At 69.1% G+C, this 13617-nt stretch carries 9 protein-coding genes and 2 tRNA genes; 8 read left to right on the top strand and 3 right to left on the bottom strand.

The annotated features are described in order from the left end of the window. Positions 1-58 precede the first annotated feature (58 nt). Together BKI49_RS12580 and BKI49_RS12575 are read left to right on the top strand one after the other, a co-directional pair. Positions 59-1234, top strand: coding sequence for a PP2C family protein-serine/threonine phosphatase (locus tag BKI49_RS12580; protein WP_095934333.1), 1176 nt, complete (start codon positions 59-61; stop codon positions 1232-1234). 120 nt (positions 1235-1354) lie between these two features. Next, complete coding sequence (locus tag BKI49_RS12575; RefSeq protein WP_257004744.1) at positions 1355-1810, top strand: HD domain-containing protein; 456 nt, start codon at positions 1355-1357, stop codon at positions 1808-1810. A 133-nt stretch (positions 1811-1943) separates the two neighbouring features. On the opposite strand, the gene BKI49_RS12570 is transcribed toward BKI49_RS12575, so the two are convergent. After that, the gene (locus tag BKI49_RS12570; RefSeq protein WP_095934332.1) at positions 1944-3122 is read right to left on the bottom strand and encodes an acyltransferase family protein; all 1179 of its coding nucleotides are present in this window, start codon (positions 3120-3122) and stop codon (positions 1944-1946) included. A 625-nt stretch (positions 3123-3747) separates the two neighbouring features. Here BKI49_RS12570 and BKI49_RS12565 point away from each other — a divergent pair. After that, positions 3748-3942 (top strand): hypothetical protein, encoded by a 195-nt coding sequence (locus BKI49_RS12565; protein WP_028802639.1) that lies wholly within the window; start codon positions 3748-3750, stop codon positions 3940-3942. Between the two features lie 76 nt (positions 3943-4018). Continuing rightward, on the top strand, positions 4019-6166 hold the full coding sequence (locus BKI49_RS12560) for a serine/threonine-protein kinase (protein WP_095934331.1): 2148 nt from the start codon (positions 4019-4021) through the stop codon (positions 6164-6166). 1422 nt (positions 6167-7588) lie between these two features. On the opposite strand, the gene BKI49_RS35775 is transcribed toward BKI49_RS12560, so the two are convergent. Beyond that, positions 7589-7909, bottom strand: a complete 321-nt coding sequence (locus BKI49_RS35775; RefSeq protein ID WP_257004770.1) for a DUF6083 domain-containing protein — start codon at positions 7907-7909, stop codon at positions 7589-7591. Between the two features lie 2252 nt (positions 7910-10161). On the opposite strand from BKI49_RS35775, the gene BKI49_RS12540 reads away from it, so the two are divergent. After that, the gene (locus BKI49_RS12540; protein ID WP_257004743.1) at positions 10162-10545 is read left to right on the top strand and encodes a tyrosine-type recombinase/integrase; all 384 of its coding nucleotides are present in this window, start codon (positions 10162-10164) and stop codon (positions 10543-10545) included. Positions 10546-10611: 66 nt separating this feature from the next. Here BKI49_RS12540 and BKI49_RS12535 read toward each other — a convergent pair. After that, a tRNA-Gly gene (locus BKI49_RS12535) sits at positions 10612-10685 on the bottom strand. A gap of 152 nt (positions 10686-10837) precedes the next feature. Here BKI49_RS12535 and BKI49_RS12530 point away from each other — a divergent pair. The 3 genes from BKI49_RS12530 to BKI49_RS12520 all read left to right on the top strand — a co-directional run bounded on the left by BKI49_RS12530 (position 10838) and on the right by BKI49_RS12520 (position 13611). Then, positions 10838-10914, top strand: a tRNA-Pro gene (locus tag BKI49_RS12530). Between the two features lie 202 nt (positions 10915-11116). Continuing rightward, positions 11117-12490: a trigger factor gene (gene tig / locus BKI49_RS12525; protein ID WP_095934327.1), complete on the top strand. Its 1374-nt coding sequence runs from the start codon at positions 11117-11119 to the stop codon at positions 12488-12490. 512 nt (positions 12491-13002) lie between these two features. Next, the gene (locus tag BKI49_RS12520) at positions 13003-13611 is read left to right on the top strand and encodes an ATP-dependent Clp protease proteolytic subunit (protein WP_028802636.1); all 609 of its coding nucleotides are present in this window, start codon (positions 13003-13005) and stop codon (positions 13609-13611) included. Positions 13612-13617: the final 6 nt, after the last annotated feature.

The raw sequence follows: 13617 nt of genomic DNA, 5'->3' as shown, positions 1-13617 counted from the left end.
GGGACAAGTGGGACCTCCCGTGCCAAGCACCTGGTCCGATGGATAGGGTCCCGAACTAATGGCAGCAGGACGAGAGCGGCGCGCGGAAGCCGATACGTTCACGGCCCGGTTGAAGAAGCAGTGGCACCGGGCCCGCACAGGGCTGCGCAGATCCGCGGTCGACTACTTCCGCGGGGACGGCTCCGACTGGATCGCGCTGGCCGGCCTGCTGCTCACGGTCCCGGTGATCGCCTCCACGACGCTGGTGAACTCGGTGTGGTGCTCTCCGGCCGCGCTGGTCCTGCCGATCGTGGCCGGCGGACTGCTGCTGCGCCCGGCCAGCCTCCTCGGCCTGTACGCGGCCGCCGCCACCGCGCTGATAGTGGAGTCCGTGCAACTGGGCCCGTACACCGAGGGCCCGTCCCGGGTGACACCGGGCGTGGTCCTCGTCGTCGCCGCCTGCGGCTTCTTCGGTCTGCTGATCGCCCAGTTCCGCAGCCGGGTGGGCGTCCCCTGGCGGCGCGGCGGCACGATGCTCTTCGACCTGCGCGAACGCATCAGAGTGCAGAGCAAGCTGCCGAAACTCCCGCTGGGCTGGCACCGCGAGATGGCGCTGCGTCCGGCCGGCGGGCAGTCGTTCTCCGGGGACTTCGTGGTCGCGGCCCGGACGAACGGCGGCCGCACCCTGGAGGTCGTCCTCACCGACGTCTCCGGCAAGGGCATGGACGCGGGTTCCCGCGCGCTGCTGCTGTCGGGAGCCTTCGGCGGCCTCCTCGGTTCGCTCCCGCCGCACGCCTTCCTTCCCGCGGCCAACGGCTATCTGCTGCGCCAGGACTGGGACGAGGGCTTCGCGACCTCGATCCACCTGGTCCTCGACCTCGACTCCGGCGACTACGAACTCTTCTCCGCCGGACATCCGCCGGGCCTGCAACTGAGCGCGGGCAGCGGCCGGTGGGAGGAGAAGGCCGCCGAGGGGCCCCTGCTGGGCGTGTACGACGGCGCCCAGTTCGACCCGGTGAAGGGGTCCCTGCGCCCCGGCGACGTGCTGATGCTGTTCACCGACGGCCTGGTGGAGACCTCCGACCGGGACATCGTCGAGGGCATCGACCGGCTGACCGGTGAGGCCGACCGCTATGTGGCGGGCGGCTTCCACGGCGCGGCCTGGCACCTCATCGAGGCGGTGGCCAGGGACGTCAACGACGACCGAGCCCTCCTCCTGATCTGCCGCGAGGGCCCGGCACCGGCGCGGGTCTGATCCACCGCGCGAGTCCACTTCGCCGCGGGGCCGACCCATCCTGCGGGCCCGGCCTTGCGCCCCGCGGGTTCTTCGTCCGCACGGGTCCCGAGCGGACCGGTGCGGGGCGACACTGGTGCCGTGACCCACACTCTCCTGACCCTGGCCGAAGTCGAGGCCCTCGCCCGTGAGGCGCACGCCGGCCAGACCGACAAGGCCGGCCGGCCCTACAGCGAGCACCTCCGGGCCGTGGCGGAGGGCGTCCGTGAACGCGGCGGCGACGACGAGCAGGTGGCCGCGGCCTGGCTGCACGACGCGGTCGAGGACGACGCGCTCTCCGAGGACTGGCTGCGCGAGGCCGCACTGAGCCCGCGCACCAAGGACATCGTGCTGGCGGTGACGAAGCGGGAGGGAGAGGCGCCGGAGTCGTACGCGCGGCGCATCCGCACGACGCCGGGCGCCCTCCTGGTGAAGGCCTCGGACCTGGCGCACAACGCGGATCCGGTCCGGCTCGCCGTCCTCGACGAGCACACCCGGGCCCGGCTGACCAAGAAGTACGCGACGATGCGCGCCCTCCTGGGGCTCCCGCCCGGCTAGGACGCGACAAGGGGCCGAACAGCGAAGTGCGGGCCCGGAGTTCTCTCCCGGACCCGCACTCCCGCCGTCAGGGGGCCGTACGACCTGCCGATGTGTGCCGCGCGACTCGCCGAGGTGTGCCGTACGGCGCCGCCTACGCCCTGGCCTTCTCCCGCTCCCGGGCCAGCTCCTTGGCGTCCCGCTTGAAGGCCCACTCCATCTTCGGCTCCATCGCGAAGCGGAAGATCCGTTGGAAGGGCCGGGTGCACAGCACGGTGACCGCCGCGGCCGCGACGAGCGTCACGGCGATCTCGCCGAGCGGCTTGTGCAGCCAGGAGGGCTCGTACCAGCCCCAGTAGTCGGCGGCCTTGACCAGGAATCCGTGCAGCAGATAGCCGTACAGCGTGCCCGCGCCCAGTGCCGTGAACCAGAAGGTGCGACGCGGCACCCAGGCGAAGAAGCAGGCGGTCAGCAGCAGCGAGCAGCCGAAGAGCGCGAAGGTCATGACCGCGCCGGACCACCACGGGGCGTCGAGGTTCTGCGCCGCGTCACGGTGGTAGAACCACGCCGTGTTCATCCGGGGCACCGCCCACCAGCCGACGGCGAGCGCGGCGGCGAAGACCGGAACCGACAGGATCCGCACCTCGCGGCGGCGCACCAGCTGGAAGTGCTCGGGCTTCATGACCAGACCCAGCACGAAGAACGGCAGGAACTGCAGGACGCGCTGGAGGTCCAGGTCGTCGCCGATGTCGGGCGACACCGAGGCCAGCACCGCGATCGTCAGCGCGAGCGGCAGCGGCCAGCGAACCAGCTTCCACAGGGGGGTGGTCAGCCGCCAGACGAAGAGCGCGACCAGGAACCAGGTGAGATACCAGGGGTCGAGCAGGGTGATCGACTGACTGGGGTCCGGAGCGGCGTAGCGCTGGAAGAGGGAGTACGCCGTCTCGAAGAGGACGTACGGCACGAGCACGCCCGTCACCAGGCGCTTCAGCCGGTCGGGCCGCATGTCGAAACTGCGGGAGAAGTAGCCGGAGATGATGATGAAGGCCGGCATGTGGAAGGTGTACACGACCGTGTACACGGCTTCGATGATGCGGCTCTGGTTCTTCAACGGCTCCCATGCGTGGCCCATGGCCACGAGCACGATCGCCAGGTACTTGGCGTTGTCGAAGAACGCGTCGCGTTGCTTGGCGGGCTCGGTGCCCGCCGGGGCGGCCTCACCGGCCGCTCTCGGGGTCTGCGGGGAGCGCGGGCTCGGCACTCCGTCCGCCGGCTCCTGTGCCGGGGGGAGTGGCGCTCTGTGGTGGCCGTTCGGTCGGAGCGAGTTCGTCACAGGCCCTCCCACCAAGCACTCGTGGAGAAGATCCTGGACCTCGCTGCGCATGCGGGGGACGTGGCGGCGTGGAACATCTGAGGCACCCTAGCGTTGTCTGTGCGAGTTAGTAAAACTCTCGACGTCATTCCTGCTTATCGCCTGCGAGTACCCCGTATTTGAAGATGTGTGCCTGCCTCTTCGCAAGTGGTTCCACATACCGATTCGCTTACCGTATGGGCGTGTTCTGTCCTATTTCATCCTGACTAAATGGTGCATAACGTTCGCGGGCGACTCTGGTGATATGTCCGATTGATTGGTCTTTCGGGTCGGCTTGGGCGGGCCCCGGTGTGCCCGTGGCAACAATTCGAATTACCTGCGAACAGGATGTGTGGACACGGCAACGGTTCCTCTGAATTACATCCGCCGTACTCGTGCGAGGGGAGTCTCGAATTGCCGTACGGGACCACTCCGTTCACGCACCCCGAGGCGTTGCGCCTGTGCGGGTCGGGCGCGTCCGTGGCCGACGATGCGTCACCGGCCGCATACGCAGGCCGGGTTGGTGGCACGATGGTTTCTGGCGGGGGTGTGCGGGGCTTGCACCTCCGGGCCGGGAGAGCGGACCGACCGTAGGGTGTGATCAGTTGTGGCCATTTCGCTGTCAGTGGTGCTGCTGTTGGCGATCATCCTCGTGGTGCTGATCCGAGGGGGATCGATCAAGGCGGGACCTGCCATAGTCGCGGTGCTCTTCGGCTTCTTCCTCGCGTCCACCGGCATGGCTCCGTCCATCAACCGCTTCCTCAACTCATTGGCGGAGACCATCAACTCGATCAGCTTCTGAGCGGAACCGGACGGATACGCTCGCCCTCGGAACACCGGCGGAAGCCGGGTGACGCGGAAGCGGGGGGCGTACGAGGATGGCGCTGCGTGCATCGGACCCACCGGAGGTGGGCGGGTACCGCATCGAGGACCGCCTCGGATCGGGCGGCATGGGCGTCGTCTACCTCGCCCGCTCCGCCTCCGGCCGCCGCCTCGCGATCAAGGTCGTGCACGGCCAGTACGCCGACGACGACGAGTTCCGCATCCGCTTCAGCCGCGAGGTGGCCGCGGCCCGTCAGGTGAGCGGAGCCTTCACGGCCCCCGTCGTGGACGCGGACGCCGACGCGCCGCGCCCCTGGATGGCCACGCTCTACATACCGGGCGAGAACCTCGGAACCCGCGTGCGCGACCACGGCCCGCTGCCGCCGGACCGGCTGCGCGAGCTCGCCGCCGGCCTCGCCGAGGCGCTGCGCGACATCCACCGCGCCGGGGTCGTCCACCGCGACCTGAAGCCGGCCAACGTGATGCTCGCCGACGACGGGCCCCGCGTCATCGACTTCGGGATCTCGCGCGCGGCCGAGTTCGGCGGCGCCGACGCGCTCACCCAGACCGGGCGCGTGATGGGCACCCCGCCCTTCATGTCCCCGGAGCAGTTCTCGACCCCGCACGACGTCGGCCCGGCCGCCGACATCTTCTCCCTCGGCGCCGTCGTCGCCTACGCCGCCACCGGGCGCGGCCCCTTCGACAGCCCCAGCCCCTACGAGACGGCCACCCGTGTCGTCGAGGGCACCCCCGAACTCGACGGACTGTCCGCCGGGCTGCGCCCCTTCGTCGAGCTGTGCCTGCAGAAGCACCCCAAGTCTCGGCCGAACCCCGACGAACTCCTCACGCTCCTGCGCGACGGCACCCGCCCGCACCCGCGCCCCGGCCCGGACCGGCTCCCGGACCAGGCCCCGGGCCCGCCCACCGGACCCGGCCGCCCCCGGCGCCGCCGTCGCCTCCTCGTCGCCGCCTGCGCGGGCGCCCTGCTGCTCGCCGTCGCCGCCTCGGCCGCGGTGGTGCGGTACACCGGCGCCGACCCCGTCCGCAGCGACCTGCCGCCCGGCTGGCGCCCGTGGCACGCCGCCGCGGAGCCTGCCTACCCCGCCGACCGGGCCGGCGGGCCGTTCAGCAGCTGCGGTGCCGCCGGCAGGTCCCTGGTCTGCGCGGGGGACGACGTCAAGGCGGCCCGCTTCTCCCTCGCCACGGGCCGGCACGCGTGGACCCGGCCCGTCGACTCCACTCCCGACGACTTCGGCAGCGACGAGGGCTCCGTCCTGGGCACCCGCGCCGGCCGCGTCTACGTCTACGCCAACGACGAGACGGAGTCCCCCAGGGGCCGGGAGACCGGCACGAGCCACGCCCACTCCTCGGTCCAGTCGGTGGACGCCGCCACCGGGCGGGTGATCTGGCGGACGCGCACCGCCGACGGCGACAGCGCCCTGGCCCCCGACCTCCAGGACGGTGGCGCCACGGCGGTCCCCGAGGGCGTCGTCACCGTCTTCGGCGACGACGCCCGCGCGTACGCCCTCCTCGACGCGGACGACGGCCGGATCCGCTGGACGCGGTCCATGCCCGCGGACACGGCCTGCGTCGTCGTGGCCGCCGCGCACCGCCCCTACCTGGTGTGCCGGCCCGACGACGCCGGGACCACCAGCGTGTCCGCCCTCGACACCGCCACCGGAAAGCCCCGCTGGACGGCCGTCGCCAAAGGCTCCCTCGATCTCCTCGGCCAGGACCACGGCCGCTTGATCCTCGCCGAGACGGCTCCGGAGACCGCCCACCGCGCGCTCACCACCGTGGACGCCACCACCCACCGGCTGCTCAGGGTCCCGCTCGCGCGCCCGCAGCCCGCCGGAGCGGCCGTCCACCTGGCACGCGGCACCCTCTACTTCACCCTCGGCAACGGCAGCGTCCGCGCCGTCTCCCCGCGCACCGGCCGCCAGGCCTGGGAGAGCAACTCGTCGGTGGAGTTCCCGGGCCCGCCGCTCGCCTCCGCCACCCATGTCTACGTCGCCTCGCCGAACGGCCGCCTCGCCGCCCTGGACCGCCGCACCGGCCGCGTCGACGCCACCCGCCCCGGCCGCAACGACGCCGGCCCCACCGGCATGGCCGACTCCGGCGCCCCGCTCCTCCTGGTCGGCGACGCCCTGTACGTCCCGTACGGAACGCGCTGCGTGTACTCCGTCGACGTACGCCGCTTATGAACACCGGCCCCGAACGCCCGAGCCGAACCCCGGACGCCGTGGCCGAACGCCGTCCCCGGACGCCGCGGCCGGCGGCCGCGCCGGGCTTAGTCAGTGATCGCGCCTGATCGGGGCCGGTGGCTGGGCGCATCGAGCAACGTCGAGTGCGGTAGTCGAAGTTCCAACATCGCACGTTCGTGATCTGCGGCTCCGCCATCGGTCAACTCCCTGACCAGCGGCGGAGCGTGCCGACATTTGTCGGCCTTGGTTGTCGTTGAGCACCCCCGGACGGCCCGGAGGCGGCCCGAGCGCGGTGCTGCGGCATGCCCCTCGATGCGCACTATGGGCGTGAGGGGCACTGAGGTCTGCCGAGCACGTCAGTTGATCGTTTGAGGCCGGCGAGCTCGGACTGCGTACCTGCGGCCGGCTCAGCTTGCGGCACGCTGGTCTGGCACGCGACGCACAGTTTGTGTCGGCCTTCGATGGTGACCACCGTTCCCCAGCCACGGCACGCCTCACAGTCCCGGGCGACCATTAGGTTGGCACGGGGCGCAGGTTGGTAAGCACTGTCGGCTCTACGGGCCATGATCGATCTCTTCTCAGTGATCCATAGGGCGACAACGCGCCCCCTACGTGATTTACATAGGTTTACGCCGATTTTGGGTAAGTCGGATGCAGCTTTCGCGCGAAGGTCGGTGTAGCGACTTCGGCCGGGAGCTGCTTCGGCGCGAGTGATCATGGCCCCGTAAGCTTCCGGCGCGTCGGGCACTCTGTGGACCTGCCCGGTAAAGCACGACGTTGGGGCCATGATCTGCGAGGCCCGCGCCAAAGTGGCTGGCTGAAGTCGCGGAGCCGGCCGCCCCAGCCATAGAGGGGTTCTCGCTCCGCTCATGGTCGTGCCCGTCGTCCGGCCGGCGGCCTGGTGCGGGCTCAGCGGGCCGTATGAGCGTCCGCGCATCCGGCAGCGTTGGTCCGCATGCCATCGCCACCATGATCCGGCCTCTTACGGGATGACAAAGGGGCCGCGCTGATCTACCAGCACGCCAGTGCCGAGCGTGACCTTCTGATCGCTGACGCGGTGAGCGGTCTGGTGAAGAAGGGCCGGAAGAGCACGGGGAAGCCGAAGAAGAAAGATCGAAAGCCCAAGGGGCACGCGGGGGACACGGCGGACTGAACGGCGCCTCCGGAAAAGACAAGGGCCAGGCAGAGGATCGAATCTCTGACCTGGCCCTGAGCCATGTGGAGCGGGCGACGGGAATCGAACCCGCGTAGCTAGTTTGGAAGATCGCGTACGTGGATCCGGGCTGAGCTGGCGAGACGCTGACGTGCGGGTTCTCGCGCCGTTCGCCGACGTTCCCCGTAGCTCCCCGCCGGTCGCCGCTCGATCGGGCACGCTGCGGGCACGGCGGTCCGCGGCCCTCGCGCTGTGATCGACGTCTCACGCTACTCGAGGACGCACATCATGCGGTGGGCCGGGACGACGGGCTCGCCCGGGAGTGGATCGACTCCACGGACCCGTACAGCCACGATGTCGGTGACGATGGGGGATCGGGCCGGGAGCTTCGTCAAACGCCACCGGAAGGGCTCTGGGACGTCTTTGGCGGGCAGTTCCACCGTAGCGAGGCTGACCCATCGGTCGTAGTTCGTGGGACATACCTGAACTAAGGCTCCGCATATGGGGCAAGTGGGTGGCTCGATCCATGACACGTCGTCCGGGTCGGGATCGGGTCTAGGGGCAGCCGTGGCCCCGTCGACTTCGGCCATCTCGTTGGCGATGGTGTTCCAGCAGGCATCGCACAGCTTGGCCATGAGGTCGATGCGCCCTCGCTCGCGCACGGTGGGGTCGGCGACAGCACAGCGATCACATGCGAACTGGGATTGATCGGATAAACCCCCCATGTGGTCAAGTGTGGTTCATTCTGAATCGATTTGAGTAGGTCGCGATTCGGCCTCGTGCTCAGCCGCCCTGTGCCAGGTGGCCTGAGGTGGCACTCGGGAAAACTGGGCTCGCCAGTCTTCGAGTTGGTATGGTCCGCCTGGCCATGAGTCCTCTAGCGGCCTAAGACCCTGCGCGCGGGTTCGCCCGACGCAGAAACCCCGGTTCGAATCCGGGCCGTGGCCACCTTTTGCTTTCCCGGGTGCGGTTCCACCTCAACCCACCTTCGTTGATGGGCACTTGCGCAAGTGCCCTACGTGCCGTCTCTCTGGGCTGGGGCAGCGCTTTTGCCGCCTGTCGTCATCTGCCGTCGCCGGCCGTCATCGGGCGACTCAAAGACGTCCCCAGGGATAGCCCGGGAGTCCGACAGCGTGGCCCCTCGATGCGAACTATGGGCGTGAGGGGCGCTGAGGTCTGCCGAGCACGTCAGTTGGTCGTCTGGAGCTGGTGGTGGTCGGTTACGGTCGCGATGGTTGCTGTACTTCGCTGCGGTACAGCACCGGTTCGGCGATGGGGCACGGTCGTCAGAAGGCGTCTCGCCACCAACAATGAGGTGGGTTGCCATACGGCACCGCGTCGGGACGTTTGAGGATCTTTAGATCGAGAGGCTCCACGCTGTTGCGGAGCTCCCGAGCGGTCTTCTTGGGGAGAGCGCAGATCGCTAGTTCCAGCAGATCTCGCTCCTGCGCCGGTCCTGGGCAACAGTCCGGAACTCCACACCAGTCGCTGTACGGTGAACCGAGCTGATCCCACGGTGCACGTGCCATGGCAGCCCACCGAGTGAGAGCCTGCTCAACCAGGCCGGGTTGGAGACGCGTCCGCTCCAACTGAATGATCTGTGCCTGAGCTGGGCCAGAGAGCCGACCGAGCTTCGAGTAGCGGCGATGCGCAGCAAAGCGCCTGCTGTCCGCCCGCAAGCGTGAGGGGCGCCTACGCGGCATGGACCTTTCGGATGTGAATCATGAATGGCAGTCTGACACGCGGCCGTGCTGATGCGAAGGCCGGTGGAGTCAGTGGCAATCCAGAGGCCCTCTTCCGTCAAGGTGAGCCCATGGTCGACGGCAGGATTTGAACCTGTGGCCTCATCCTTATCAGGTCGATCACGGAGAGACTCCGACCTTGCCCAACCCGGCTCATGCCTCGGCTGTCTGTCCGCTGAGGTCTAGCGTCGACCGCCGCTGTTCACGCCTGTTGGTGTCAACTGCTGATGTCAGGATCCCGCGCGCTCGACAAGTTCGGGGTACTTGTACGCCGAATCATCTCCACAACGTGCTCCACGTGCTCCACGCGGGCCCATAGCCGTACGGGCCCGGCAGACGATTCACACTCGATCACCAGCAGACTGGGCGAGAGCCACAACCGTTCGCGGGAGGTCGATTTGCGTGCGCGGACATAGCGCAGATCTGTCGGGAGTTCACGCAGCCGCGTCCACGACCAGCGGGGCTTCCATCGGAACTCACCTCCGGCCTGTACCAGGCCAAGGCTGTATCGGCGCCCCTTGTCCGGCAGGTTGGCCCCGACCTGGAAGAAGACTGCTTCCCCTGCCTCGGCCCGAGCAGCTGTCCGCCGTGCTTGCCGTCTCAAGAACAGCGAGCCGATAAACAAGCCGACCAACGTGCAGAGCCCCGTGACCATGCGCGAAGTAAAACAGCCGGCCAACTTGTCGCCAAGGGGTAGGGGGACCTGACATCACCCACCACTCACCCTGGCTCCCATCCCGTCTGCCGTCGACCCACACACCGTGGAGCGGGCGTGGTTCAGGGCGTCAAGGTGGAGCGCGCCACTGTACGAACGACCTTGACGCCCTGGGCCGCGACTGCTCGGCTCTGCCTGGGTCGGCGGTGGACGGGATGGGAGCTCCCCGCGCACGCCACACTCGGCCGGCACTCGCGAACGGCGCCCCCGCCATCCCGGAGCCTGAGCGCCCCCGCCGGAGGCATGTTCTGACCGGGGCACTCCGTGTCCAGGCTCTACTCATGGGCCGTTGCTTGCTGCGGCCCCAGGGGTCGGCCCCGGCGCCGAAGGCACAGAGGGGTCGGGCCCCAGGGGCCAGCCCGCGCTCGCGCGGGCACTTGATCACTTGGAGCGCTACGCGGAGCCGGGGGCCGACGGGCGCGTCTTCATCGGAGCCAAGGGGGCTACCCCGCGCCGCAACCATTTCAACCTTCTGTGGCGCCGGGCCTGCGCGGATGCCGGGATCAAGGGCATGCACTTCCATGATCTTCGGCACACGGGCAACACCCTCGCCGCGTCCACGGGCGCGAGCACGCGGGAGCTGATGGCTCGCATGGGCCACAGCACCGCCCGCGCCGCGCTGATCTACCAGCACGCCAGTGCGGACCGTGATCGGCTGATCGCCGACGCGGTCAGCGGTCTGGTGAAAAAGGGGCGTAAACGGGGGGCGCGCCGAAGCAAGAAGAAAGACCAGAAGCCCAACGGGCACGCAGCGGGCACGGAGGGCTGATCGGAGCCCCCGGACACGACAAAGGCCAGGCGGAGGATTCGTCCTCTGGCCTGGCCTTACGTCTTTTGGAGCGGGCGACGGGAATCGAACCCGCGTAGCTAGTTTGGAAGACTAGGGCTCTACCATTGAGCTACGCCCGCACAGGCGGCGCCGCAGGTCAGTGACCGCGGCACAGGAGGCATCGTAGCGGGTCGAACCCCTCCGCCGCACACCCCGTTTCGGCGTCGCCCGCACGCCTGGGAAATGCGGCAGCTGCACTGCCTGCGGGCATGTACCCTACGTGTCGCACCGACGGGGTGTGGCGCAGCTTGGTAGCGCGTCCGCTTTGGGAGCGGAAGGCCGTGGGTTCAAATCCCGCCACCCCGACCACGAGCCGGAACCCTGCGGGGCGCCGACCCTCAGAAGATCACCTTTTGGGGCGTGTACCGCCTGCGGTTACTATGCAAGCTGCGCGCCCGTGTGTCTGCACTCTCACGTCTCTCAAGGGCCGCGAATCCGCTGAAGGCCCTGCCGGATCCGGCAGGAGCACGCAGCAGAACCCCCAAGAAGTCAGCCACAAGGAGACCGAACCGTGAAGAGCGCCGTGGAGAACCTGAACCCGACCCGGGTTCGGCTCACTGTCGAGGTGCCCTTCGAGGAGCTCAAGGACAGCCTCGACGCGGCGTACAAGAAGATCAACCAGCAGGTCACGGTGAAGGGCTTCCGGAAGGGCAAGATCCCGGCGCGCGTCATCGACCAGCGGTTCGGTCGGGGCGCCGTGCTCGAGGAGGCCGTCAACGACGCGCTCCCGAAGTTCTACACCGAAGCGGTCAACGAGGCTGAGCTGAACGTCCTCGGCCAGCCCGAGGTCGACATCACGGAGCTGAAGGACGGCGAGACGCTGAACTTCACCGCCGAGGTCGACGTCCGCCCCGCCATCGAGATCCCGGACTACTCCGGCATCGAGGTCGAGGTCGACGCCGTCGAGGTCACCGACGAGGACATCGACAAGGCCGTCTCCGACCTGCGCGAGCGCTTCGCGTCGACCTCCCCGGTCGAGCGCGCCGCCGAGGACGGCGACGTCGTCACCATCGACCTGGAGGCCAAGGTCGACGGCGAGGTGCTGGAGGACGGCATCGCCAGCGGTGTCTCCTACACCATCGGCTCCGGCGAGCTGCTCGACGGCATCGACGACGCCGTGAAGGGCCTGGAGGCCGGTGGCGAGGCCACCTTCACCTCCGAGCTCAAGGGCGGCTCAGCCGCCGGCAAGGAGGCCGAGGTCGCCGTCAAGGTCACCCAGGTCGCCGCGCGTGAGCTCCCCGAGCTCGACGACGACTTCGCGCAGCTCGCCTCCGAGTTCGACACCCTCGACGAGCTCAAGGCGGACAGCCGCAAGCGCCTCGAGAACATGAAGCAGTACGACCAGGCCACGCAGGCCCAGGAGCGCGTCCTGGAGAAGCTGCTCGAGCTGGTCGAGGTGCCCGTCCCCGAGAAGCTGCTCGAGGACGAGATCAACACCCGCAAGCACAACCTGGAGCACCACCAGCTCGGCCAGATGGGCCTCGACCTCGCGAAGTACCTGGAGATCCAGGGCAAGACCGAGGAAGAGTTCGACGCCGAGACCAAGGAAGCGGCGGTCAAGGGCATCAAGACGCAGTTCGTCCTTGACGAGCTCGTCAACAAGGAGAAGCTGAACGTCAACCAGGAGGAGCTCACCGAGCACCTCATGCGGCGCGCGGCCTCCTCCGGCATGTCCCCCGACCAGTTCGCCCAGGCCGTCGTCGAGGGCGGCCAGGTGCCGATGCTCGTCGGCGAGGTCGCCCGCGGCAAGGCCCTCGCGGTCGTCGTCGAGGCCGCCACGGTCAAGGACACCAACGGCGAGATCGTCGACCTGGACGACGAGGAGGACGAGACGGCCGAGACCGTCGAGGCCGCCACCGAGTCCGAGGAGACCACCGAGGCCTGATCGCCTCAGCGGTAAGCCTTCGACGGGCCCCCGGAGACTCCCACGTCCCCGGGGGCCCGTCGGCATACCCCGCAGGGGCCCCGGGACCTCCGCTCCGCGGGCCCCCACGGACATGCCCAGGGGCCCCGGGACCTTCGCTCCGCGGCCCCCACCGACATGCCCAGGGGCGCGGGGAACTGCGCGAGCAACCCCCACCGTCCCGCAGCCGCGTCCCGCCCCCCGGGCCCTCGTCGGGTGCGGCCGTTCGGGGGTGCCCCCACCGCCCCGAGCCCCCCGGGCAACGGGACCGAGACCCTGGTGGAGCGAGCGGAGCGCATGCGCTCACAGCGAACAGTTCCCTCTGCGGGATTCCCCGGAGGGAGCCGCGCGTTAGGGTCCATGAATACGAGGGCAGGGGAGTCCCCGGACGCCGCCGGGAGGCGGTGCGGAACCCGGGGTCCCAGGCCCCTGCAGAAGACGTGAGACGGCCCGGCGCCGTCGTAAGACGAGCAGGTGGATACGTGACGAATCTGATGCCCTCCGCCGCCGGTGAGCCCAACTTCGGTGGTGGCCTCGGCGACCAGGTCTACAACCGGCTGCTCAACGAGCGGATCATCTTCCTCGGCCAGCCGGTGGACGACGACATCGCCAACAAGATCACTGCGCAGCTGCTGCTCCTTGCCTCCGACCCGGACAAGGACATCTACCTCTACATCAACAGCCCCGGCGGATCGATCACGGCCGGCATGGCGATCTACGACACCATGCAGTACATCAAGAACGACGTGGTGACGATCGCCATGGGCATGGCGGCCTCGATGGGCCAGTTCCTGCTCAGTGCCGGTACCCCCGGAAAGCGCTTCGCCCTGCCGAACGCCGAGATCCTGATCCACCAGCCCTCCGCGGGCCTCGCCGGCTCCGCGTCGGACATCAAGATCCACGCCGAGCGGCTGCTGCACACCAAGAAGCGGATGGCGGAGCTGACCTCCTTCCACACCGGGCAGACGGTCGAGCAGATCACTCGTGACTCGGACCGCGACCGCTGGTTCGACCCGATCGAGGCCAAGGAGTACGGCCTCATCGACGACATCATGCCCACCGCTGCCGGCATGCCGGGCGGCGGCGGCACCGGGGCGGCGTAACCGGCG

It is taken from the genome of Streptomyces sp. Tue6028 (genome assembly GCF_002300165.1).
Lineage (GTDB): Bacteria > Actinomycetota > Actinomycetes > Streptomycetales > Streptomycetaceae > Streptomyces > Streptomyces siamensis.
Note: the sequence above shows the minus strand (reverse complement) of the source record. Positions and strands in the feature narration are given on the sequence as shown.

Bases quoted from the DNA above. Each gene is read 5' to 3' on its own strand.
- BKI49_RS12580 (WP_095934333.1), top strand. From the start codon at position 59: ATGGCAGCAGGACGAGAGCGGCGCGCGGAAGCCGATACGTTCACGGCC.
- BKI49_RS12560 (WP_095934331.1), top strand. From the start codon at position 4,019: ATGGCGCTGCGTGCATCGGACCCACCGGAGGTGGGCGGGTACCGCATC.
- BKI49_RS35775 (WP_257004770.1), bottom strand. From the start codon at position 7,909: ATGGCCGAAGTCGACGGGGCCACGGCTGCCCCTAGACCCGATCCCGAC.
- BKI49_RS12520 (WP_028802636.1), top strand. From the start codon at position 13,003: ATGCCCTCCGCCGCCGGTGAGCCCAACTTCGGTGGTGGCCTCGGCGAC.